Genomic DNA, 22,972 nt, shown 5'->3' on the forward strand with positions numbered 1-22,972 from the left:
CTTATGTCAGAAATTGATGAGGCGAAAAAACGTATTGAAAAAAGAAGAAAACCGTTAAATGATCATAATTTTAAAAAACTCTATAATTCGATGATTCGTTTAATGGTTATGATGATTGTTGTATTGGGTTCGTTAATTGTTTTAAAAAATCCAGAATTAGAAAAGAATATATTTAATGGGGCGCACTTGCAAAAAGTAATCACGTATTTATCGCAAACGGTTCTGGATTTTTTACCAGAAGACATGCAAGTAAGTCAAGATGTATCTTACACAAAATTGAAAGGAAACTATTATCAAGGAAATAGTAACCAAGTCGTTGCCTTAAAACTTGGAAAAATTACAAGGATCAATAAAGACCAAGTAAAAATGATTGATGAAAAAGGAGTAGAAATTACTTTTTCTTCTTTGAAAGATATTCAAGTTAAAGAAAAACAAGAAGTCAAACAGGGAGATGTTATCGCAACCTACCAACAAAAGTTTAGGATGACATTTCGTTATTTAGGCAAAAATATCACTTATCAAGAGTATTTGGGGATGTAATATGAAAATACATCCCTTTACTTTTCTTTATTTGTTTTTGGCTTATTGGGGGCATTCCTCTTATTATGTTGCTTTTCTACTTTTTTCTATTTTACATGAAATAGGTCATTATTGTATGGCACTTTTTTATCGTTTTGAAATAGAAAGTGTTGTTATTTTACCTTTTGGCGCTTTTTTATCTTTAGAGGATTTTGGATTACATGCGCCTTATCAGGAAATAATAATGTTGATAATGGGACCTTTTGTTAACCTAGTGCTAGGTTTGGTTTTTTATATTCTTGAAATCAATGAGTTATTTGAAATAAATATCTTTATTTTTTTATTTAATTTATTACCTATCTATCCTTTAGATGGATCTAAGCTTTTTCTTCTTTTTTTATCTTATTTTGTAAATTATAAAAAATGTTTTCAAATTCAAATCAAGCTATCATTACTTACCCTTTCTGTTTTATTTGTTTATACAAAACAAATAGGACGTAAAATTGTTATAGGTTATCTTTTATATCAAACAATTGTTTATTTAAAACAATACTCATATATTTACGTTAAAACTTTATTAAATGATCATTTAAAGAAAAAACGAATAAAAGTAAATAAGAAAATGAATTATTATCGACCTTATCATAATCTTTATGAACTTAATGGAAAACTCTATGATTTTGAAACAATAAAAATATATTTGTTAAAATCAAGATAATTCGTTGACTTTATATTTAAAATCTAGTACAATGCATTTGTTGTAGACCTCTAGACTACAACCGCACATAAAAGGTATTAAACGCATTTGCTGCCTTGGTTGGCGAGTCTTAGAAAAAAATTTATAGGAGGTGCGGTATGTACGCAATTATCGAAACAGGTGGAAAACAATTAAAAGTTGAAGCTGGTGATGCAATTTTTGTAGAAAAATTAGAAGTTGAAGCAGGAGAAAAAGTTACTTTTGATAAAGTATTATTAGTTGGTGACGAAACTGTAACTATTGGTGCTCCTTATGTTGAAGGTGCTACTGTAGAAGCTACTGTTGAAAAACAAGGTAAAGAAAGAAAAGTAACTATTTATAAATATAACGCTAAAAAACATTACCACAAAAAACAAGGTCATAGACAACCTTATACAAAATTAATTGTTGATGCAATCAACGTTAAATAATGATTAAAGTTTTAATAAAAAACAATAATAAATATATTACACATATTCAAATCAAAGGTCATGCAGATTTTGGTGAATATGGTAAAGATTTAGTTTGTGCAGGTGTGAGTGCAATTGCCACAGGTATTTGTAATACGCTCGCCAAAAAACAATTTCTTGAAAAAAAGATGTGTGCAATTTCTTTTGAAAATGGTAATATAAAGATAGATGTATATAAAGAGGATGAAACGATGCAAGTGATACTAGAGACACTTGTCATTAGTTTAGAATCTTTCATGGAAGACTATCATCAATATATCAAGATAACCTATGAGGAGGAATAACACTATGATGTTTAAATTAGATTTACAATTATTCGCTTCTAAAAAAGGGGTAGGATCTACTAAAAACGGTCGTGACTCAAAAGCTAAAAGATTAGGAGCTAAATTATCAGACGGACAATTCGCTAGTGCAGGTTCTATTATTTATAGACAAAGAGGTACTAAAATCCATCCAGGTACTAACGTAGGAAAAGGTGGAGATGACACTTTATTTGCTATGTGTGATGGAATTGTTAAATTCGAAAGAATGGGAAAAGATAGAAAAAAAGTATCAGTTTACCCAGCTGCATAATGAATGAAATCCCTGAAAAGGGATTTTTTTTTGAAAGAGAGGTGGAAGTATGCAATTTATTGATAAAGCAAAAATATATATTGAAGCCGGTAAAGGTGGCGATGGAACAGTTGCTTTTAGACGTGAAGCTCATGTTCCAAAAGGTGGACCTGCTGGTGGAGACGGTGGAAAAGGTGGAAGCATTATTTTTGAAGCAACAACATCTTTATCAACTTTATTAGATTTAAAATATAAACGTGTTTATAAAGCACGTCCTGGTGGTAATGGAATGGCTAAAAAAATGCACGGTGCGGATGCAGGAAATTTAGTAATCAAAGTTCCTGTTGGAACTGTTATTACCAATGAAGAAACTGGAAAAATTATGGCCGATTTAACAGAAAACAATCAACGTGTTGTTCTTGCTAAAGGTGGACGTGGTGGACGTGGAAATGCGCGTTTTGCGACTTCACGAAATCCAGCTCCACAAATTTGTGAAAGAGGAGAACCGGGAGAAAAATTTGATGTTTGTTGTGAATTGAAACTTCTTGCGGATGTTGGACTTGTTGGTTTCCCATCAGTTGGTAAATCAACATTCTTATCTGTTGTTTCTCGTGCAAGACCTGAAATCGCAGATTATCATTTTACAACAATTGTACCAAACTTAGGTGTCGTACAAGCTAAAGATGGTCGTAACTTTGTTATGGCTGATTTACCAGGTTTAATTGAAGGGGCAAGTCAAGGAAAAGGATTAGGTCATCAATTCTTAAGACATATTGAAAGATGTCGTGTTATTGTTCATATTATTGATATGGGTGGTATTGAAGGACGTGATCCTTATGAAGATTACTGTACAATTAATGAAGAACTTGGGCAATATCAATATCGTTTATTAGAAAGACCACAAATTGTTGTTGCTAATAAAATGGATGAAGAAAATGCAGAAGAAAATTTAAAAGCATTTAGAGAAAAAGTAGGAGAAGATGTTAAAGTATTCCCTATTTCCGCAATCATTCATGAAGGTGTTGATCAAGTTTTATATGCTGTAGCGGATGCCTTAGAAACAGCGCCTAAATTTGATATGGAAGAAATTGAAGAAAATACGGTTGTCTATAATTTTGAGGAAGAAGAAGCTCCATTCGTTGTTCATAATTTAGGAAATGGGCAATGGACAATTACTGGTAAGAAGATTGAACGTATTGTATCGATGACTTCTCTAGTAAGTGATGATGCAATTAAACGTTTATCAATCAAAATGCGTAATATGGGTATTGATGAAGCTCTTAGAAACGCAGGATGCCAAGATGGAGATACAGTTTCAATTCTTGATTTTGAATTTGAATTCTATGATTAAAAAATCTGTGTTGCCTTTGCAACCGGATTTTTTTATTTCAAGATAAGAAGGACTATGCTATAATTGAGATAAATTTGACACAAATTTGAGACAAAATGAAACGTTTTTTAGATTATAATAGATATAGGAGAATTATATGTATAGTTATATAAAAGGAACAATTGTTGATATTCAAAGTGATCATATAGTTTTAGAAAATAATGGGATTGGTTATTTGGTTTATGTAAGTAATCCTTATGCTTTTTCTAAAGGAAAGGAAATGATTGTTTACGTTTACCAACAAGTGAAAGAAGATGGTATTTTATTATATGGATTTAATACGAAAGAAGAAAAGGAACTTTTCTTAAAACTTATTTCCGTTAAAGGAATAGGTTGTAAAAGTGCTTGTACAATGCTTGCAAGTGGTGATGTTGATGGCATTTGTGAAGCCATTGAAAGTGGAAATATTGCGTATTTAAAGAAAATACCAGGGATTGGGCCTAAAGCTGCAGGTCAAATTATTCTTGATTTACAAGGAAAAGTAACAGCCTCAAAACAAATTGTTGTTAATCAAGAACTTGAAGAAGCAATGGAAGTATTACTTGCTTTAGGATATAAACAAAGTGAAGTAGATAAGGTTGTTAAAAAATTAGGGGATGAGTCCCTTGATACGAATGGATATGTAAAAAAAGCTTTAAGTTTAATTGTAAAATAGGAGGGATAGAATGAATGATGTTTTAAATCCTGAAATCGTTGAAGATGAAGAAAGTTCTCTTCGTCCAGGTGATTTTGATGAATACATTGGACAAACCAATCTCAAAGAAAATTTAAAGGTTTTTGTTGGGGCAGCTAAATTACGTGATGAGTCACTTGATCATGTTTTACTCTATGGTCCACCAGGTCTAGGAAAAACCACAATGTCTATGATCATTGCTCATGAAATGGGAACAAATATTAAAATTACAACAGGACCAAGTATTGAAAAAACAGGAGATCTTGTTGCTATTTTAACGGCACTTGAACCGGGAGATGTTTTATTTATTGATGAAATTCATCGTTTAAATAAAGTGGTTGAAGAAATTCTTTATCCAGCAATGGAGGATTTTTGTGTAGATGTTGTTATTGGAAAAGAAGCGTCAACACGTTCAGTAAGAATTGATTTACCACCTTTTACGCTTGTAGGGGCGACAACAAGAGCGGGGGATTTGTCGGCACCGTTGCGTGATCGTTTTGGAATTGTTTCTCAATTAGAATATTATAGTGAAGATGAACTTACACAAATTATTGATCGTACAAGTCGTGTTTACAACATTAAAATGGATGAAGATGCAAAAAGAGAACTTGCTAGAAGAAGTCGTGGAACCCCACGTATTGCCAATCGTTTATTTAGAAGGGTAAGAGACTTTTCACAATTCTATGGAGATGCTACAATTACCAAAGAGCGTACAACAGAAGCACTTGAACGTTTAAAAGTTGATAATTTAGGATTAGATGATGTTGATCATAAATATTTATTAGGAATCATTCATCGTTTTAAAGGTGGACCGGTTGGTTTGGAAGCTATTGCGGCTTCTATTGGGGAAGAACCTCAAACTTTAGAAGATGTAAATGAACCCTATTTACTACAAATTGGCTTAATTAAAAGAACACCAAGAGGACGTATAGCAACGGCAGAAGCTTATCGTCATCTTCATATTAGTCAAGATGAATAACTTTGAAAAGATAGGACTTATTGTCCTATTTTTTATTTCATTGATCTATAGTTATGTTAAGCCAAGTGATGTTGTAGAAAATATAGAAACTAAACAACAAATAACGATTTATGTAGAGGGAGAATATACAAAAAAACTCTCTTTTTCTTATAAACCACAAATCAAGGATGTTTTAAATGAATTACAAGTAGAAAACATCTATCATTTTGAAGAAACTACACAACTTGCAAGTGAATCGGTTCTTTATTTACCTTATGGAGAACATTTAATTTCTTTAAATCAGGCAAGTCTTAAAGAATTGATGACACTCAAGGGAATAGGTGAAAAAACAGCGCAAAAAATAATTGATTATCGCCAAGAAACACCTTTTAAAACGATTGAAGATATTACAAACATTAGTGGAATAGGAGAAAAAATGTATTTAAAAGTGAGGGAGTTTTTATGTCTTTAAAGGGAAGGGTATTTTACGTTTGTTTTCCTTTGATTTTAGTAGTTCTTACTCAAATGATTCATAATATTTTTATGATTTTTTTAGGAATATACTTTTGTTTTTTATTTAAACGCTTTTCTAAAGGTTTTGGACTAAGTGTTATTTTAATAACAATCATTGCTTTTTTATGTTTGTTACTTCCTCAACCTTTGAATAAAACAGAAATAAAAGGAAAAATCGTTGGTCTTGATGAAAAGAGTATCGTGGTAAAAATGGGATATCATAAAGTCAAGGTTTATGGTGAATTTAAAGAAATAAAGATGTATGATGAAATTACACTCATTGGAAAACCGTATGTCATCAATGAAACTGGCAATGATTATGCCTTTAATTATCAAAATTATCTTTATAGCTTAAATATTTTTGATATTTTAAAATTAGAACAAGTGACATCGTTAAAACATGTAACTCATCCTTATCATTATCTTGAAAAGAAAGTAAAAACAAAAACGAAAGTCAGTTCTTTGCTTTCGCTTTTTATTTTAGGGGCAAAGGATGAACAAATGAAAAACTATTATGAAAAGCTTACTAAACTCTCTCTTGTTCATCTTTTTGCATTATCAGGAATGCATTTAATGATTTTACAAAAGTGGCTCAATCATTTAACAAAATTTTTCTTTTCAAAAAGAATGCAAAATATTGTTTCATTAGTTGTTATTGGATTTTATTTAAGCATCATCCCTTATAATATTTCCTTTTTAAGAGCTTATTTAATGATGCTTTTAGTGCAATTATTTAAAAGAATATTCAATCCGTTAGATCTTTTTTCTTTACTGACGGTAGGAATGCTTTTTTATAATCCTTATTTAATTTATAATCTTTCGTTTATTTTTTCTTATACAATTTATTTTTTTATTTTGTTATTACAAAAAAAAGATAGAGGAAAATATTATCTTTTTTTAGGCTCTGTACCCATTATTATTTCTATTCAACATGCGCTTCCTGTTTTTTCTTTTTTAACAGCACCATTACTGATGCCGATGGTTGAAGTAATTTATCAAACAATGCTTTATTATTTGATATTAGGAAAACCTATTTTATATATACTTTCTTTTGAATATGAAATACTTTTAAAGATGATTGATTTTTTGACAGATTTTTCTTTTTCGCTTCATTTTAGTCAACCAACTTTCTTTTTTATAGGTGTTTATTATTATCTTTATTTGAAAGGAATTTATAAAATAAATATGCAACGAAAGATACATCAAGAACTTTCTTTGTTGTTTGCTGTATTGCTTGCATTTTACTTTTATCCTTTTTATAACATGAAAGGTCAAGTTGTTATGATTGATGTAGGACAAGGGGATTGCTTTTTTATCCAACAACCTTTTCATAAAGGAAATATCTTGATTGATACAGGTGGACTCAAAAATACGGATGTTGCTACTAAAAGAATTATTCCATATTTAGAAAGCCAGGGTGTTTTTTCTTTAGATGCTGTTTTTATTTCACATCAAGATTTTGATCATTGCGGTGCTTTAGAATCTTTGAAAACACATTTTAAAGTAAAAGAGGTTATTGAAAGTTTTAAAGAAAAAAGGATTGGTAATTTGCATTTTAAAAATCTTGCATTAGATAAAAGATATGTGAGTGAAAATGATCGTTCTTCCATTATTTATGTCACAATCAATCATTTGAATTATTTGTTTACAGGTGATATCTCTCAAGAAGTAGAAAAAGACTTATATCAAACGTATCAAAAATTAGAAGTAGATGTTTTAAAGGTCGCTCATCATGGAAGTAAGAGTTCTTCAAGTGATGATTTGTTTAAAATGATGAATCCAAAAATTGCTTTGATTTCTGTAGGAAAGAATAATCTTTATCGACATCCTTCGTATACGACTTTAAAAAAATTGAAAAGTTATGGAATTAAAATTTATCGAAGTGATGAAATGGGTATGGTTAAAATCGTTTATTATGGAAATAAGAATTATATTTTCATTCATAATAATCCATGACTTCATGTATGTTTTAGTTTATAATAGCTTATGGTGATGCTATGTTATTTGTACTTTATGGAACAGAAAGATTGTTGATGGATCAACGTCTACAAAAATTAAAAAAAGAATATCAGTGTAGTCAAGAACTAATGAATTATAATAGTTATGATGTCTCAAAAGAAGGAATGAAAGTTGTCTTAGAGGATGTAATGACACCTTCTTTTTTAAGTGAACAAAAGATGATTGTTATTAATCACTGTGATTTTTTAACGACTAAAAAATTAAAGAAAGAAAATAAGGATGCAGATTATTTAATGAAATGTATTCCTTATTTAAATGAAACAAACCACTTAGTTATTTTTCATCCAGAAAAAAACTTTGATGAAAGAAAGAAAATAGTTAAATATTTACGTAAAGAAGCTCAGTTTTTTGAAATTAATCCTTTAAATTATTATAAAGTTTCTGATACAACAAGGCAGGCAATTAAAAAGAGGAGTTGTACGATTGATGATGATGCCTTAGAATTGTTGCTAAGTCGTAAAGGAACGAATTTGATTGATATTTCAAGTGAAGTTGAAAAGCTTTGTTTATATACAAAGCATATTAATTTAAAAAGTGTTGAAGAATTGGTGAGTCGTCCGCTTGATGAAAATGTTTTTGATTTAACAACAGCTATTTTAAGTAAAGATAAACAAAAGATGATGTCAATCTATAAAGATTTAATGACATTAAATGAAGAACCGGTAAAGCTGATTGTTTTGGTTGCAAATTCAATGCGCTTGATTTATCAAGTGAAATTATTAGATCGAAAAGGTTATACTGATCAAGAGATTGCGAAGATGTTATCTGTAAATCCTTTTAGATTAAAATATGTTCGAAAGGAAGGAAAGTTTTTTGAACTTGATGAGCTGTTATCGTGTTTAAATCAACTTTCAAAGTTGGATGTAAAAATTAAAACTGGGAAAATAGATAAAAAACTTGGATTAGAATTATTTATGTTAAGAATATAGGAGATTTTATGGAATCATTAAGAGAATTATTTAAAATAGGTTTTGGTCCTTCTTCGTCACATACGATGGGACCGCAAAGGGCTGCTTCAAAAATCAAAGAAAAATATCCACAAGCAACACACTATGAAGTGGATCTTTATGGTTCGCTTGCATTAACAGGAAAAGGCCATTTAACTGATTATATTATTAAAAAAACTTTAGGAGAAGAGACGCTTGTTCATTTTAAAAGTGATAGTCTTCCTTATCATCCAAATGGTATGAAATTTTATGTTTATCAAGATGAACAACTTTTAGATACAATAACGGCTTACTCTATCGGTGGTGGAACAGTTGAATTTAAAGGGTGTCAACTCCAACAAACTAAACAAGTTTACCCTCATAAAAATCTAAAAGAAATTATTCAATATATTGAAGATAATGGGATTTCTTTTTATGACTATGTTTTAAATTATGAAGATGAATATTTTAAAGCCTATTTATTTGATGTATTAGATAGTATGTTTACATGTGTTCAAAATGGTCTACATCATGAAGGAATCATTCCAGGAAGATTGCAACTTAAAAGAGTTGCTAAAAGTATGTACCAGCAAGCAATTAATACACGTCGTGAAAGCGAAAGAGAAAGATTATTGATTTCTAGCTATGCTTATGCCGTTTCTGAAGAAAATGCCTGTGGTAATAAAATTGTGACAGCACCAACATGTGGCGCTAGTGGTATTTTACCAGCAGTCTTATTTTATTGTTATAAACAATTAGAAATACCTCGTAAAGAATTAATTAAGGCTTTAGCGGTTGCAGGGTTATTTGGTAATGTCATTAAACATAATGCGACGATATCGGGAGCTGATGGTGGATGCCAAGCGGAAGTGGGAAGTGCTTGTGCGATGGCAGCAGCAGCTTATGGTTGGGTTTTAGAACTTAATAATTCTTTGATTGAATATGCTGCAGAAATGGGATTAGAACACAATTTAGGACTTACTTGTGATCCAGTTGGGGGATATGTACAAATTCCATGTATTGAAAGAAATGGTTTTGGGGCGTTACGCGCTATTGATGCCGCTAGCTATGCTAAACAGCTTGGTTATTTAAGAAAAAATAAAGTTTCTTTTGATTCGATTGTCAATGTTATGAAAGAAACGGGGAAAGATTTAAATAGTGCTTATAAAGAAACATCGCTTGGTGGACTCGCAAAGGAATTTGGGCTAAAAGATGGAGACGCATAGTTTATACGTACATATTCCTTTTTGCGAATCTATTTGTCGCTATTGTGATTTTTGTAAGGTTTATTATGATCAAAAACAAAGTGATCTATATTTACAAAGATTGCAAGAAGAATTGTCTCAAATTGAAAATCATAATTTAAAGACGATTTATATTGGTGGGGGGACACCTAGTGCTTTAAATGATGAACAATTAGAAAAATTGATGGGAATATTAAAACCGTATAGTTTAAAAGTACAAGAATATTGTGTAGAAATGAATCCTGAATCCATGGATTATTATAAGTTAAAGATTTTAAAAAAAGGTGGTGTCAATCGTTTAAGCATTGGTGTTCAAACCTTTCAAAATAACTTATTAAAAGAAATTGATCGTCATCATAATGCGACACAAGTTAAAAATCTTATTCGTTATGCTAAACAAATTGGTTTTGATAATATTTCCATTGATTTAATGTATGGTTTACCAAAACAAACAAAAGAAGATATTGAAAAAGATATTGATGTTTTACAAGTGTTAGATATCCAACATGTTTCTTATTATTCTTTAATTTTAGAGGAGGGAACAATCTTAAAATATCAAAATTATCAATCTTTAGATGATGAACAAGAATATCAATGGAATCTTTTAATTGATGAAAAATTACAAGAACTTGGTTTTGATAAATATGAAATCTCAAATTATGCAAAAAAGGGATATGAGTCAAAACATAATTTAGTTTATTGGCGTTTTGAAAACTATTATGGTATCGGACTTGGCTCATGTGGTAAAAATAATCATCAAATTATTGAACATAGTCGTTCATTGACTAAATACTTAAATGGTGATTTTAAAACAACAACGATTGAACAAAGTAAAGAAGAAATGATGTTTGATCAAGTGATGATGTCACTAAGGTTAGTGGAAGGATTAAATCTTGAAGTGTTTAAAGAAAGATATCAAGAAGATGCTTTGGAGATTTATCAAGATGCTATTGATAAAAATAAAAAAGAAGGACGTCTTGTAATAGAAGATAATTTTTTAAAGGCAACCAAAGAAGGTCTTTATGTTTTAAATGATATACTTGTTGATTTTATGAAATAGCACATTGTGCTATTTTTTTAATTTTTTTTAGCACCAAGTTATTGACAGTGCTAAAATAAAATGTATAATGTATTTAGCACAAGAGAAATAGGAGTGCTAAAGGTGGTGGACTTGATGTTAACGGCAAGACAAATGCTGATATTCAAATGTATCGTTGAAGAATTTATCGAAAATGCTGAACCGGTTGGATCCAAAGCATTGATGATGAAATATCAACTTCCTTATTCAAGTGCAACAATTCGTAATGAAATGAACTTTCTAGAAAATTATGGTTATCTAGAAAAAACACATATTTCTTCTGGAAGAGTACCTTCTAAAGAAGGCTATCGTTTCTATGTTCATAATTTAGGAAAAGTTGATTTGGATGAAGGAACAAAAAATCAAGTTGCTACAATTATTAATAAGCATCGTCGAAATTTAAATGAGATGGTGCATGAAAGTTGTAACATGTTGAGTGAATTAACTCATCTTACAAGTGTTGCATTAGGAAATGCATCGGATGATACATTGCAACGCATATCTGTTGTCCCTTTGGATGATGGACGTGTAACAGCAATTATCATTACAAGACAAGGACATGTTGAAAATAAAGTTTTCCAATTCTCAAGTGATGTTGAAATGGAAGATTTATTAAGCTGTGTTAACGTGATGAATGAATTACTTATAGGAACGCCTATTAGTGAAGTGGCATTTCATTTAGAACGAGATGTTCGACCAATTCTTACAACACAAGTGAAACAACATGAAGAATTGTTTAATGCATTTTTAGAAGCATTTGTTAAATTTGCTTCAAATAGTGTTTATTTTTCTGGAAAAGAAAATATCTTATATCAACCAGAATTTAATGATGTTGATAAATTAAGAAGGCTTGTAAGTGCTTTTGAAAATTCAAAAGTATGGAAAACTCTACCGTTATCGAGTGAGGATGGTATTCAAATCAATATTGGTAATGAAACACCTCTAGGAACGATGAATGATGTTTCAGTAATCTCTGCTTCTTTTAAAACAGGGGAAACATCAAAAGGTTCTATTTCGGTAATCGGTCCAACAAGAATGCCTTATGAAAAAGTTGTGGCATTAGTAGAGTATATAACTGAAAATATTGAAAAGGCTTGTTTAGAAGAAAAACAAGATGAGAAATAGAGGTGAACAAATTGGCTGAGGAAAATAAAGTTGAAGAAGAAGTAGCTGAAGAAGTTGAAGAAAACAAAGAAGCTGAGGCTGAAGTTGTTGAAGAAAATCAAGAAGATCAAATTAAGATTCTTCAAGATGAAGTTGATAAATGGAAAAATGATTATTATAAAGTGTTTGCAGATATGGAGAACATTAAAAGACGTATGCAAAATGAACATGCAAATAACTTAAAGTTCATGATGCAAGGGTTTATTGAACAAATGTTACCAATCGTTGATAACTTTGAACGATCATTAGCAATTGAAAATCCAAATAAAGAAGTAGCAAACTTCTTAAAAGGATATGAAATGATTTATAAACAAATCATGACATTATTAGAAAACCAAGGCGTTAAAGTAATTGAAGCAGAAGGCAAAGAATTTGATCCTAACTTCCATCAAGCAGTAATGACTGTAAGTGATGAAAACTTTAAACCTGGCATGGTTGTTGAAGAATTACAAAAAGGTTACATGTTAAAAGATCGCGTTATTCGTGCATCTTTAGTAAAAGTAAGTGAATAAAAATAGGAGGATTTATATTATGGCAAAAATTATTGGTATTGACTTAGGAACTACAAACTCATGTGTAAGTGTGTTAGAAAACAATGAAGTAAAAGTAATTGCAAACCCAGAAGGAAATCGTACAACTCCTTCAGTTGTTTCTTTCAAAAATGGAGAAATTATTGTTGGGGAAGCTGCAAAAAGACAAGCAGTAACAAACCCTGATACAGTAATGTCAGTTAAACGTTATATGGGTACTGATCATAAAGAAAATGTAAATGGTAAATCTTATACACCACAAGAAATTTCAGCAATGATCTTACAAAACTTAAAAGCAACTGCTGAAGCTTATTTAGGTGAAACAGTAACAAAAGCAGTTATTACTGTTCCTGCATATTTCAATGATGCACAAAGACAAGCTACGAAAGATGCTGGTAAAATTGCTGGTTTAGATGTTGAACGTATTATCAATGAACCAACTGCTGCAGCATTAGCATTTGGACTTGATAAATTAGATCAAGAACAAAAAGTATTAGTTTATGACTTAGGTGGTGGTACTTTTGACGTATCTATCTTAGACTTAGCTGATGGTACATTTGAAGTATTAGCTACTGCTGGTAACAATAAATTAGGTGGGGATGATTTCGATAAGAAAATCATGGACTACATCGTAGAAGAATTCAAAAAAGAAAACGGTATTGATTTATCTAATGATAAAATGGCAATGCAACGTATTAAAGAAGCTGCAGAAAAAGCTAAGAAAGATTTATCTGGTGTAATGCAAACTCAAATTTCATTACCATTTATCTCAGCTGGCGCTGCTGGACCATTACACTTAGAATTAACATTAACAAGAGCTAAATTTGATGAAATTACAAGAGATTTAGTTGTAGCAACTGAAGGACCAGTTAGACAAGCGTTAAGTGATGCTGGAATGCAACCAAGTGAAATCGATCAAGTATTATTAGTTGGTGGATCTACTCGTATTCCTGCTGTACAAGAATCTGTAAAACGTTTACTTGGAAAAGAACCTAACAAATCAGTAAACCCAGATGAAGTTGTATCTATGGGTGCTGCTATCCAAGGTGGAGTTATCGCTGGTGATGTTAAAGACGTCTTATTATTAGATGTTACACCACTTTCATTAGGTATCGAAACAATGGGTGGAGTTATGACAGTATTAATCGAAAGAAATACAACAATTCCAACTACTAAATCACAAGTATTTTCTACTGCTGCTGACAATCAACCAGCTGTTGATATCAACGTATTACAAGGTGAAAGATCAATGGCTAGAGATAATAAACAATTAGGTTTATTTAAATTAGATGGTATTGAACCAGCTCCAAGAGGAGTACCTCAAATCGAAGTTACTTTCTCAATTGACGTTAACGGTATCGTAAATGTTAAAGCTAAAGATTTAAAAACTCAAAAAGAACAATCAATTGTTATTCAAAACTCAACAGGATTATCTGATGAAGAAATCGATCGTATGGTAAAAGAAGCGGAAGCTAATAAAGCTGAAGATGAAAAGAAACGTAAAGATATTGAAACAAGAAATAAAGCTGAACAAATGATCAATGAAATTGATAAAGCTTTAGCTGAACAAGGTGACAAGATTGATGCTAATCAAAAACAACAAGCAGAACAATTAAAAACTGAATTAAAAACTGCTTTAGATAACAATGATATGGCTACTCTTGAATCTAAAATGTCAGAATTAGAACAAATGGCTCAACAAATGGCATCTTATGCTTATCAACAACAACAAGCTAACCCTAATGGTGGAGCTGGACAAACAACATCAAACAATAATGATGACAATGTTGTTGATGCTGATTTTGAAGAAAAGAACTAATCAATTAAAAAACCAAGGTTCTTCCTTGGTTTTTTAAAAGTATTATAGAAAGGATGATTTTATGGCAAGTAAAAGAGATTTTTATGAAGTCTTAGGGATTTCAAAAACAGCGAATGCTGATGAAATAAAACGTGCATATCGTAAAAAAGCAAAACAATATCATCCCGATATCTGTAAAGAACCTGATGCAGAAGAAAAATTTAAAGAAGTTCAAGAAGCTTATGAAGTTTTATCTGATGATAATAAAAGAGCGGCTTATGATCGTTATGGACATGCTGCCTTTGAACAAGGTGCAGGTGGTGCTGGAGCTAGTGGCTTTGGTGGCTTTGGTTTTGAAGATGTCGATTTAGGAGATATTTTTGGATCATTCTTTGGTGGCGGGGGAAGTCGTCGTCAAAGACAAAATGGACCACGTCGTGGTGATGATCATTTAATGCGTCTAGAAATTGACTTTATGGATGCTATCAATGGTATTAAAAAAGATATTAAAGTAACTTACGATGCAGAATGTTCGCATTGTCATGGTAGTGGAGCAAAAACACCAAATGATGTACAAACATGTTCTCATTGTAATGGTACAGGAACAATTTCTAAACAACAACAATCTCCATTTGGTACATTTGTAACACAAACAACATGTCCACACTGTAACGGTACAGGTAAAGAAATTAAAGTTAAATGTCCAGATTGTCATGGTAAAGGTTATATCAATAAAACAGTCACTGTTCAATTAGATATTCCTGCTGGTATCAACGATGGACAACAATTACGTGTTGCTGGAAAAGGTGGCAGAGGTGCAAATGGTGGACCTAACGGTGACTTGTTTGTAGAAATTCGTGTTAGAAATAATACTCACTTTGTAAGAGAAGGAAGAAATATTCATATGACAATTCCTATTAGTTCAATTGATGCAACTTTAGGATGTGAAATAGATGTCCCAACTGTACAAGGTGATGTAAAAGTTAAAATCCCAGCTGGAACTCAATCTGGAACAACTTTACGTTTAAAAGGTAAAGGAGTTAAGGATTTAAGAGGAAGTAGCTATGGAGATCAAATGGTTAAAGTGGATGTTAAGATTCCAACAAAACTTTCTAGTAAAGAAAAATCACTTTATGAACAATTACAAAAGTTAAATAAAAAAGAATCAATCTTTGATTCATTTAAAAAACAATTTAAAAAATAAAAAGATTTCAGTCCGTTATGGATTGAAATCTTTTTTCTACAAAGAATAATAAAAAAACAGTACATATGTACTGTTAATCTATTATCTATCCAGCTTTTCTTAATGTTCTTAACTCTTTAGCAGAAATTCTAACTTTTGTAGGTTTACCATCTACTAAAATAGTAGCTTTTTGTAAGTTAACATTCCATTTTCTTCTACTTGAGTTTAACGCATGAGAACGAGTGTTTCCTGATAATGGACCTCTACCACTGATTTGGCATTTTCTTGACATGTTTTTTCCCTCCTTTAGTAGTTGTTCTACGTACTGTGTTATAATAGCATTTTTATTTATATAATGCAAATGTTTTTTAATAAAAAACACACATTTTGTCATTTGTTTGTTAAAAATATTTTAAATACTAATAAAAAATCTTTAAATTCTATTTTTTTAAGTTAAGTTGTGATATGATTGCAAAGATTTGAAAAAGCGACTAAAAGAGAGTTAATAATTTGTAAATATTCTATTTTTAAGGTATAATTAATTTTGAACATGAAATCATTTTAAGGAGGATAACTTGATGATTGAAAAAAATACAAATTTAGGATCAGTAAATATTTCTTTAGATGTTGTTTCTACCGTTGCTGGTGGTGCAGCAACTGAATGTTATGGGGTTGTAGGAATGGCAAGCCAAAAGAAATTAAAAGATGGATTTTATGAATTACTTAAGAAGGAAAACTTTTCTAAAGGAATTATTGCAAGTGATGGTGAAACTGGCTTAATTTTAGATTTATATATCATTTTAGGATATGGTATTAAAATTAATGAAATTTTAGTTGAAGTTCAAAAGAAAGTAAAATATGTCGTTGAATCAACGTTAGATGTAAAAGTCGAAGCTGTTAATGTTTATGTTCAAGGGCTTCGTAATATTGATTAGTGGAGGAAAAATATGCAAATACTTACAGGAAAGCTATTTAAAGAGATGGTTTTATGTGGTGCGAATACTCTTCATAATAATCATCCTGAAATTGATGCTTTAAACGTATTCCCTGTACCTGATGGAGATACTGGGACAAATATGTCAATGACTTTCAATGCAGGTGCTGCAGAAGTAAAAGACATGGATACAGACAATATCTATGATATTGCTAAGAAATTATCTAAAGGATTATTAATGGGAGCTCGTGGAAACTCGGGTGTTATCTTATCACAAATCTTTAGAGGATTCGCAATGGGTTTAGAAGGTCATGAAAGTGTTGATGCTGTAGCTTTTGCGAATGCTTGGAAAAGTGGAGCAGAAGTTGCTTATAAAGCTGTCATGAGACCAGTTGAAGGAACAATCTTAACAGTTATTAGAGAAGCAAGTGAAAAAATCGTAGAATATACTCAACCAGGAATGGAAATTGAAGATGTATTCTCATATTTTGTTAAAGAAGCAGAAAACTCATTAGAAAGAACACCCGAATTACTTCCAGTATTAAAAGAAGTAGGTGTTGTAGATAGTGGGGGAGCTGGTTTATTACTTGTTTTAACTGGATTTATGGCTGCTTTAACAGGAGACCGTGTTGATTTTGTTGATATTAAATCAGAAGGTCAAGTAAATGCAGGAACTGAATTAGAATCAGGTGAAGAAGGATATGGATACTGTACAGAATTTATTGTTCGTCTTGAACCTTCATTAATTGATAAATTCTCAGAAAACCAATTAAAGAAAGAATTAGAAAGAATTCCAGGAAACAGTATTGTCGTTGTACAAGATGAAGATATCGTTAAAGTACACGTACATACATTAAAACCAGGTGAGGCCTTAAACTTAGCACAAAGATTTGGTGAATTTGTTAAATTAAAAATTGAAAATATGCAAGAACAAGCAAATAATTTACAAAATGCTGCAGCAAGTCAAGAAAGTATCGTTGGTGTTGATGATAAAAATCCTCAATCTAAACGAGAAGCTAAAGAAACAGCAATCATTTCTGTTTGTGCCGGACAGGGTGTAGAAGATGCTTTCTTAGAATTGCATTGTGATTATGTTGTTAGTGGTGGACAAACAATGAATCCATCTACTGAAGACATGGTTGCGGCAGTTAAAGAAGTAAATGCTAAAAATGTAATCATTTTACCAAATAACTCTAATATCGTTATGACTGCTCAACAAACTGCAACAATTTTAGAAGATGAAGTAAATGTGATTGTTATTCCAACAAAAACAATTCCACAAGGTTTGTCAGCATGTGTTATGTATAACCCAGAAGCGTCTTTAGAAGACAATATTGCTGAAATGGAAGATGCTGTTGCTAATGTTAAAACTGGACAAGTAACATTTGCGATTAAAGATACAAACATCGATGGTGTTGAAATTAAAGCAAATGACTACATGGCTTTAGTCGAAAAAGATATCGTTGCATGTAAACCAAATAAATTAGATGCTTTAAAAGTATGTTTAGAAAAACTAGTAGATGAAGATTCTGAATTAATTACTTTACTTGTTGGTGAAGATGTTGTTGATGAAGAAGTAGAAGAAATCGAAAGCTACATTGAAGATAACTTTGATGCAGAAGTAGATATTATCGAAGGAAAACAACCTGTTTATTCATTTATTATTGGTGTCGAATAAAATTATTATAAAGTTAAAAAGGTCCTTAGAGAAATCTAAGGGCTTTTTTACTGATTTATATTGTTTTTAAATTCTAGAGGAGATCGACCATATTTTTTTTTAAATACTTTAGAAAAATAATTAGGATCTTCAAAACCACAAAAATAGGCAATTTCTTTAACATTTAACTCATCATTTATAAGAAGTTCTGTGGCTTTTTTTAAACGATAATCCAAAAGGTATTGATGGATTGTTGTATTGTATTTTGATTTAAAATGATTAAGTAGAGTTCCACGACTACAGAAAAAATAAGAACATAATTCTTCAATTGTAATTTGTTTATTGTAGTTTGCAATGATATAGTGTTTAACTTCTTGGGCAAGATGATCATGTTTTGCTTGGATACGGTTTGTAAGTGAAATGTATTTTGCACATACATCACAAATATTCGCAAAAGCATAAACTTGTTCATCGTTTAAAATTGTAATTTCTGTGATATATTTTTTTAATATTTCTTTTTCTTGAAAATATTCTTTAGATTTTTCAAGGATTTCAGAATAATTTCTATATGTTCCTATAACGGCCTGTCCCATCATTAAATAACCAGTTAAACTTCCATAAGAATAAAGAGGCATAATTGCTTCATTTAAACCAAAGTGACATTTATAAATATAAAGTTCACCCGTTTTTTTGACATGTTCCATAGCTTTATAATCACAATCAATACAATGTTGAAAAGCATTGTTGTTTTTTTCTAATTCATTACAAAATTTTGATTTCTTATGAGGATAAGAAGCTAATAAATTTTGGTTCAAATCAAATATAGACATATTCAAACCTGATATTTTATATAAATCTTTTAATAAGTTTTCTAATTCATTCATAATATTCTCCATACTTTATATAATATAAGCTTATAATTATTATACTTCTTTCTTTTTATATCATAAATAGGTAGAAATATAATGAATAAAAAACATATTTATACTTTTTTACTCTATATTATACTTTGTTCCATTTCTATTTCTTTTTATCTCATTTATGATATTGTCAGGAGGAAAGAGAAATGAAAATGAACAATGAATGGGTTAAAGATCCAAAGATTTTTAATATCAATCGTTTAAGTGCAACAGCATCGATTCATAGATATGCAAGCATTAAAGAATTAAAAGAAAAACAAAGCAGTTTCAATTATTCATTAAATGGGAGCTGGAAGTTTCATTATGCAACAGGATTTAATCAATTAATACCGGAGTTTTCTAATAAAGATTATTGTGTAGATAACTGGGATGAAATCAAAGTACCGGGACATATTCAATTACAAGGTTATGGAAAACCAATGTATGTCAATCAAATCTATCCTTGGTCAGGAACACAACAAATCATTCCTGGAGAACTCCCTGATAAAAATCCTATTGGAAGTTATGTTACATACTTTGATAGTTCAGTAATCAAAGATAATGTAGATACTTATATTACTTTCCATGGTGTAGAATCTGCTATGGCATTATGGGTTAATGGAACTTTTGTTGGATACAGTGAAGACAGTTTTACACCTTCAAGTTTTAATATTACAGATTTGATTGTTAATGGAGAAAACAAAATTGCTGTTAATGTTTATCGTTTCAGCAGTGGAAGTTGGTTAGAAGATCAAGATTTCTGGCGTTTTTCAGGTATTTTTAGAAATGTTGAACTTCAAATGGTACCACACGTTCATTTAAAAGATATCAAGATTTTGACACATTTAAATGAAAATTATGATCATGCAACTGTTGAAGTAACGCCAATGATTGTAAAAAAAGAGGCTAAATTTAAGGCAGTCTATACTTTAAAGTATAAAGATGAAGTTATTGGACAAAAAGAAAGCAAAGATTGTTGTAGACCAATCAATTTTGAATTCGATGATCCTCATTTATGGTCAGCAGAAAAACCAAACCTTTACCAATTATATGTAGAAATCATGGATGAAAAGGGTTTAGTTGAATGTAGTCAATACAATGTGGGTGTCAGAGAATTTAAACTTATTGATGGTATCATGTGTATCAATGGTAAAAGAATCGTTTTCCATGGTGTTAACCGTCATGAATTTTCAGCTAAAACAGGAAGAACAGTTTCTTATGAAGATACTAAAAAAGATATCTTGAATATGAAGGCTAATAATATCAATGCCTTACGTACATGTCATTATCCAAATCAAACATTTGTTTATGATTTATGCGATGAATATGGTCTTTATGTCATTGATGAAGTCAATCTTGAAACCCATGGAACATGGAGTGAACTTTTTGATAAAACACATATCATACCAGATGATAAATCTGAATGGCTAGATATTATTTTAGATCGTGCCAATTCCATGTATGAAAGAGATAAAAACCATTCTTCGATTATTATTTGGTCATTAGGAAATGAATCTTATGGTGGTAAAAATCTTTATGAAATGTCTAAGTTTATGAAACAAAAAGATACTTCTCGTTTGATTCATTATGAAGGGCTTTCACATGATCGTCGTTACAATGAAACAAGTGATATTGAAAGTCAAATGTATACTTTTGCAGTTGATGTTGAAAAATATTTAAACAAGCATCAAGATAAACCATTTATCTTGTGTGAATACGCCCATTCCATGGGAAACAGTAATGGTGCGTTATTCAAATATATTGATTTAGAAAAGAAATACCCATTGTATCAAGGTGGATTTATCTGGGATTACATCGATCAAGCATTGTATCATGATGGAAAATTATGTTATGGTGGGGATTTTGGTGAAAGACCAAGCGACTATGATTTCTGTGGAAATGGCATTGTTTTTGCGAATCGTACAAATACACCAAAGATGCAAGAAGTCAAATACTGCTATCAATATGTAGATTTTAGAATAGATGAAAATGATATTCATATCAATAATAATTATTTATTTACTGATTTAAATGAATATCAATTACAAATGGATTTATTATGTAATGGAAATGTTGTTCAAAGTAAAACAATGACAGTAGATTGTCAACCATTATCATCTGTTGTTGTTGAAAATTCATTTAAAATAAATAATCAAAACCAAGAATATGCGTTAACAGTTTATTTGAAAAAAAATAATGAAATCTATGCTAAGCAACAATATATCTATGAAATAAAAAATAAAACACATAACATTCATACAACAAAACACGTGGATATCGTTGAAGACTACTTGAATGTAGGAGTTGTTGGAAAAGATTTCAATGCCATTTTCTCAAAACAAAAAGGTTTGGTTTCTTATAGGTATCATCAACAAGAATATATCAGAGTACCTGTCAGACCTAATTTCTTTAGAGCAGCTACAAATAATGATGTTGAAAACAAATATGGTTATCGCTATGGAAAATGGTTGACTGCCAGTCTTTATGCAAAATGTGAGTTTGTTGGTGTTTCAAAAGGAGATAGTTCTTGTAAGGTTGAATATGCTTATGACTTACCAAATTTACAAGATGAAAAAGTTCATTTAGTTTATGAAGTCTATGGTGATGGTAAAATCATTGTAGATATGTCTTATCAACCGGGTGTTTCTGAAATTGAAATGCCTGTATTTGGACTTATTTTCCAATTATATAAAGATATGGAAGAAGTAAATTACTATGGATATGGTCCAGAAGAAAACTATATTGACCGAAACAAAGGGGCACTTCTTGGAAAATACGCTTACCAAGTAACTGATAATTTAACCCCTTATCTTTATCCACAAGAATGTGGTAATAGAACACATGTAAGAAAATTATCTATTATAGGAGAAAATAAAAAATTAGAAGTAGAAGGTAAAGATTTTGAATTTACAGCTTTACACTATACGCCTTATGAATTAGAAAATGCCCGACACAAAGATGAACTTCCAAATATTTATCAAACTGTTTTATGTATCAATGAAAAGCAAATGGGTATTGCCGGTGATGATACATGGGGTGCTAAGACACATGATGAATTCTTATTAGATAAAGAAAAACATCATTTACGTTTTAGTTTTAAAGGTAAGTTATAATGAGATTTATATTTGTAAGACATGGAAAGACACATTTCAATGAAATCAATCTAACACAAGGTTGGTGTGATTCTCCTTTGTCAAAAGTGGGAATCAGACAAGTTGAAAGTATTTCAAAGCAGCTAGAACAATACCAAATAGATAAGGCATACACATCTCCATTGGGTAGGGCAGTACAAACGGCAAATATTATTCTAAGTAAAAAGGGAATTGAGCCAATTTATGAAGAGCGCTTCAAAGAAGTTAATTTTGGAATACTTGAAGGAATATCCACAGAACTTGTAAGAAAACTCAATATTGAATCACCAAACTGGCTAGAAAATCTGGATATGGACTATAGACCTTATGAAGGAGAAGATATTCATGATGTTATTTTAAAGCATCATGAAGCACTTCAAGAAATCATTGAGAATTGTAATGATAATGAAACAGTTTTAATTGTAGGTCACGGCTGTTCTTTATACGGTCTTCTTAAATCGCTATTTTTTAAAGAACAATTTCTCGAATTCCCAAATAACGCTACTGCAATAATTGTTGATTATTCAAATGGAAATTTCAAACTCGAACAAATTCTAGATCCTATTATATAAAAATAAACAGGTTTGCGATGGTAAAC

At 30.6% G+C, this 22,972-nt stretch carries 23 protein-coding genes and 1 other annotated feature; of the genes, 21 read left to right on the forward strand and 2 right to left on the reverse strand.

Translation table 11 applies throughout. The annotated features are described in order from the left end of the window. Positions 1-3 precede the first annotated feature (3 nt). The 17 genes from C7U55_RS01355 to dnaJ all read left to right on the forward strand — a co-directional run bounded on the left by C7U55_RS01355 (position 4) and on the right by dnaJ (position 15,774). Positions 4-540, forward strand: coding sequence for a M23 family metallopeptidase (locus C7U55_RS01355; RefSeq protein WP_106987013.1), 537 nt, complete (start codon positions 4-6; stop codon positions 538-540). A gap of 1 nt (position 541) precedes the next feature. Beyond that, the gene (locus C7U55_RS01360) at positions 542-1,237 is read left to right on the forward strand and encodes a site-2 protease family protein (protein WP_106987014.1); all 696 of its coding nucleotides are present in this window, start codon (positions 542-544) and stop codon (positions 1,235-1,237) included. A gap of 49 nt (positions 1,238-1,286) precedes the next feature. Then, positions 1,287-1,357: a sequence feature (ribosomal protein L21 leader region), on the forward strand. 17 nt (positions 1,358-1,374) lie between these two features. Beyond that, the gene (gene rplU / locus C7U55_RS01365) at positions 1,375-1,686 is read left to right on the forward strand and encodes a 50S ribosomal protein L21 (RefSeq protein WP_022002225.1); all 312 of its coding nucleotides are present in this window, start codon (positions 1,375-1,377) and stop codon (positions 1,684-1,686) included. Further along, the gene (locus C7U55_RS01370; RefSeq protein ID WP_106987015.1) at positions 1,686-2,009 is read left to right on the forward strand and encodes a ribosomal-processing cysteine protease Prp; all 324 of its coding nucleotides are present in this window, start codon (positions 1,686-1,688) and stop codon (positions 2,007-2,009) included. The genes rplU and C7U55_RS01370 overlap by 1 nt, the downstream gene beginning before the upstream one ends. 4 nt (positions 2,010-2,013) lie before the next feature. After that, complete coding sequence (gene rpmA / locus C7U55_RS01375; protein ID WP_048923221.1) at positions 2,014-2,298, forward strand: 50S ribosomal protein L27; 285 nt, start codon at positions 2,014-2,016, stop codon at positions 2,296-2,298. A gap of 49 nt (positions 2,299-2,347) precedes the next feature. After that, the gene (obgE, locus tag C7U55_RS01380; RefSeq protein WP_048923220.1) at positions 2,348-3,628 is read left to right on the forward strand and encodes a GTPase ObgE; all 1,281 of its coding nucleotides are present in this window, start codon (positions 2,348-2,350) and stop codon (positions 3,626-3,628) included. Positions 3,629-3,764: 136 nt separating this feature from the next. After that, the gene (gene ruvA, locus C7U55_RS01385; RefSeq protein ID WP_106987016.1) at positions 3,765-4,322 is read left to right on the forward strand and encodes a Holliday junction branch migration protein RuvA; all 558 of its coding nucleotides are present in this window, start codon (positions 3,765-3,767) and stop codon (positions 4,320-4,322) included. A 10-nt stretch (positions 4,323-4,332) separates the two neighbouring features. Continuing rightward, positions 4,333-5,319 (forward strand): Holliday junction branch migration DNA helicase RuvB, encoded by a 987-nt coding sequence (gene ruvB, locus C7U55_RS01390; RefSeq protein WP_106987017.1) that lies wholly within the window; start codon positions 4,333-4,335, stop codon positions 5,317-5,319. Continuing rightward, positions 5,312-5,770 carry a ComEA family DNA-binding protein gene (locus C7U55_RS01395; protein ID WP_106987018.1) on the forward strand — a complete coding sequence of 153 codons (459 nt, stop codon included), beginning with the start codon at positions 5,312-5,314 and terminating at the stop codon, positions 5,768-5,770. Before ruvB ends, C7U55_RS01395 begins: the two co-directional genes overlap by 8 nt. Next, entirely contained in the window at positions 5,761-7,767 is a 2,007-nt protein-coding gene (locus C7U55_RS01400) for a DNA internalization-related competence protein ComEC/Rec2 (RefSeq protein ID WP_106987019.1), read from the forward strand. The genes C7U55_RS01395 and C7U55_RS01400 overlap by 10 nt, the downstream gene beginning before the upstream one ends. Positions 7,768-7,808: 41 nt before the next feature. After that, entirely contained in the window at positions 7,809-8,759 is a 951-nt protein-coding gene (holA, locus tag C7U55_RS01405; protein ID WP_106987020.1) for a DNA polymerase III subunit delta, read from the forward strand. 8 nt (positions 8,760-8,767) lie between these two features. Continuing rightward, positions 8,768-9,982 (forward strand): L-serine ammonia-lyase, iron-sulfur-dependent, subunit alpha, encoded by a 1,215-nt coding sequence (locus tag C7U55_RS01410; RefSeq protein ID WP_106987021.1) that lies wholly within the window; start codon positions 8,768-8,770, stop codon positions 9,980-9,982. Then, entirely contained in the window at positions 9,969-11,060 is a 1,092-nt protein-coding gene (gene hemW / locus C7U55_RS01415) for a radical SAM family heme chaperone HemW (RefSeq protein WP_106987022.1), read from the forward strand. The genes C7U55_RS01410 and hemW overlap by 14 nt, the downstream gene beginning before the upstream one ends. 114 nt (positions 11,061-11,174) lie before the next feature. Next, positions 11,175-12,203, forward strand: coding sequence for a heat-inducible transcriptional repressor HrcA (hrcA, locus tag C7U55_RS01420; protein WP_106987023.1), 1,029 nt, complete (start codon positions 11,175-11,177; stop codon positions 12,201-12,203). A 2-nt stretch (positions 12,204-12,205) separates the two neighbouring features. Continuing rightward, a complete protein-coding gene (grpE, locus tag C7U55_RS01425) occupies positions 12,206-12,754 on the forward strand; it encodes a nucleotide exchange factor GrpE (protein ID WP_106987024.1) in 549 nt (182 codons plus the stop codon). Between the two features lie 19 nt (positions 12,755-12,773). Then, on the forward strand, positions 12,774-14,591 hold the full coding sequence (gene dnaK, locus C7U55_RS01430; RefSeq protein WP_048923210.1) for a molecular chaperone DnaK: 1,818 nt from the start codon (positions 12,774-12,776) through the stop codon (positions 14,589-14,591). 61 nt (positions 14,592-14,652) lie between these two features. After that, on the forward strand, positions 14,653-15,774 hold the full coding sequence (dnaJ, locus tag C7U55_RS01435; RefSeq protein ID WP_106987025.1) for a molecular chaperone DnaJ: 1,122 nt from the start codon (positions 14,653-14,655) through the stop codon (positions 15,772-15,774). 85 nt (positions 15,775-15,859) lie between these two features. Here dnaJ and rpmB read toward each other — a convergent pair whose 3' ends face one another. Then, the gene (gene rpmB, locus C7U55_RS01440) at positions 15,860-16,045 is read right to left on the reverse strand and encodes a 50S ribosomal protein L28 (RefSeq protein WP_022002209.1); all 186 of its coding nucleotides are present in this window, start codon (positions 16,043-16,045) and stop codon (positions 15,860-15,862) included. Positions 16,046-16,331: 286 nt separating this feature from the next. Here rpmB and C7U55_RS01445 point away from each other — a divergent pair, with 286 nt between their 5' ends. Next, positions 16,332-16,688, forward strand: coding sequence for an Asp23/Gls24 family envelope stress response protein (locus tag C7U55_RS01445; protein WP_106987026.1), 357 nt, complete (start codon positions 16,332-16,334; stop codon positions 16,686-16,688). 12 nt (positions 16,689-16,700) lie between these two features. After that, complete coding sequence (locus C7U55_RS01450; protein WP_106987027.1) at positions 16,701-18,365, forward strand: DAK2 domain-containing protein; 1,665 nt, start codon at positions 16,701-16,703, stop codon at positions 18,363-18,365. 47 nt (positions 18,366-18,412) lie between these two features. On the opposite strand, the gene C7U55_RS01455 is transcribed toward C7U55_RS01450, so the two are convergent. Then, the gene (locus tag C7U55_RS01455) at positions 18,413-19,228 is read right to left on the reverse strand and encodes a PocR ligand-binding domain-containing protein (protein ID WP_162297387.1); all 816 of its coding nucleotides are present in this window, start codon (positions 19,226-19,228) and stop codon (positions 18,413-18,415) included. A 182-nt stretch (positions 19,229-19,410) separates the two neighbouring features. Here C7U55_RS01455 and C7U55_RS01460 point away from each other — a divergent pair, with 182 nt between their 5' ends. Both C7U55_RS01460 and C7U55_RS01465 read left to right on the forward strand, forming a co-directional pair. Continuing rightward, positions 19,411-22,356 (forward strand): glycoside hydrolase family 2 TIM barrel-domain containing protein, encoded by a 2,946-nt coding sequence (locus C7U55_RS01460; RefSeq protein WP_106987029.1) that lies wholly within the window; start codon positions 19,411-19,413, stop codon positions 22,354-22,356. Further along, the gene (locus C7U55_RS01465; RefSeq protein ID WP_106987030.1) at positions 22,356-22,946 is read left to right on the forward strand and encodes a histidine phosphatase family protein; all 591 of its coding nucleotides are present in this window, start codon (positions 22,356-22,358) and stop codon (positions 22,944-22,946) included. Before C7U55_RS01460 ends, C7U55_RS01465 begins: the two co-directional genes overlap by 1 nt. Positions 22,947-22,972: the final 26 nt, after the last annotated feature.

The sequence above is a fragment of the Faecalibacillus faecis genome, assembly GCF_003024675.1.
Classification (GTDB): domain Bacteria; phylum Bacillota_I; class Bacilli_A; order Erysipelotrichales; family Coprobacillaceae; genus Faecalibacillus; species Faecalibacillus faecis.

What these genes read in the sequence shown, in the direction of transcription:
- dnaJ (WP_106987025.1), top strand. Translation starts at nt 14,653, where the DNA reads ATGGCAAGTAAAAGAGATTTTTATGAAGTCTTAGGGATTTCAAAAACA.
- C7U55_RS01360 (WP_106987014.1), top strand. Translation starts at nt 542, where the DNA reads ATGAAAATACATCCCTTTACTTTTCTTTATTTGTTTTTGGCTTATTGG.
- hemW (WP_106987022.1), top strand. Translation starts at nt 9,969, where the DNA reads ATGGAGACGCATAGTTTATACGTACATATTCCTTTTTGCGAATCTATT.
- dnaK (WP_048923210.1), top strand. Translation starts at nt 12,774, where the DNA reads ATGGCAAAAATTATTGGTATTGACTTAGGAACTACAAACTCATGTGTA.
- C7U55_RS01400 (WP_106987019.1), top strand. Translation starts at nt 5,761, where the DNA reads ATGTCTTTAAAGGGAAGGGTATTTTACGTTTGTTTTCCTTTGATTTTA.
- C7U55_RS01395 (WP_106987018.1), top strand. Translation starts at nt 5,312, where the DNA reads ATGAATAACTTTGAAAAGATAGGACTTATTGTCCTATTTTTTATTTCA.
- rplU (WP_022002225.1), top strand. Translation starts at nt 1,375, where the DNA reads ATGTACGCAATTATCGAAACAGGTGGAAAACAATTAAAAGTTGAAGCT.
- C7U55_RS01465 (WP_106987030.1), top strand. Translation starts at nt 22,356, where the DNA reads ATGAGATTTATATTTGTAAGACATGGAAAGACACATTTCAATGAAATC.
- rpmA (WP_048923221.1), top strand. Translation starts at nt 2,014, where the DNA reads ATGATGTTTAAATTAGATTTACAATTATTCGCTTCTAAAAAAGGGGTA.
- C7U55_RS01370 (WP_106987015.1), top strand. Translation starts at nt 1,686, where the DNA reads ATGATTAAAGTTTTAATAAAAAACAATAATAAATATATTACACATATT.
- C7U55_RS01445 (WP_106987026.1), top strand. Translation starts at nt 16,332, where the DNA reads ATGATTGAAAAAAATACAAATTTAGGATCAGTAAATATTTCTTTAGAT.
- C7U55_RS01410 (WP_106987021.1), top strand. Translation starts at nt 8,768, where the DNA reads ATGGAATCATTAAGAGAATTATTTAAAATAGGTTTTGGTCCTTCTTCG.
- C7U55_RS01460 (WP_106987029.1), top strand. Translation starts at nt 19,411, where the DNA reads ATGAAAATGAACAATGAATGGGTTAAAGATCCAAAGATTTTTAATATC.
- hrcA (WP_106987023.1), top strand. Translation starts at nt 11,175, where the DNA reads ATGTTAACGGCAAGACAAATGCTGATATTCAAATGTATCGTTGAAGAA.
- C7U55_RS01355 (WP_106987013.1), top strand. Translation starts at nt 4, where the DNA reads ATGTCAGAAATTGATGAGGCGAAAAAACGTATTGAAAAAAGAAGAAAA.
- C7U55_RS01450 (WP_106987027.1), top strand. Translation starts at nt 16,701, where the DNA reads ATGCAAATACTTACAGGAAAGCTATTTAAAGAGATGGTTTTATGTGGT.
- ruvB (WP_106987017.1), top strand. Translation starts at nt 4,333, where the DNA reads ATGAATGATGTTTTAAATCCTGAAATCGTTGAAGATGAAGAAAGTTCT.
- holA (WP_106987020.1), top strand. Translation starts at nt 7,809, where the DNA reads ATGTTATTTGTACTTTATGGAACAGAAAGATTGTTGATGGATCAACGT.
- obgE (WP_048923220.1), top strand. Translation starts at nt 2,348, where the DNA reads ATGCAATTTATTGATAAAGCAAAAATATATATTGAAGCCGGTAAAGGT.
- rpmB (WP_022002209.1), bottom strand. Translation starts at nt 16,045, where the DNA reads ATGTCAAGAAAATGCCAAATCAGTGGTAGAGGTCCATTATCAGGAAAC.
- C7U55_RS01455 (WP_162297387.1), bottom strand. Translation starts at nt 19,228, where the DNA reads ATGAATGAATTAGAAAACTTATTAAAAGATTTATATAAAATATCAGGT.
- ruvA (WP_106987016.1), top strand. Translation starts at nt 3,765, where the DNA reads ATGTATAGTTATATAAAAGGAACAATTGTTGATATTCAAAGTGATCAT.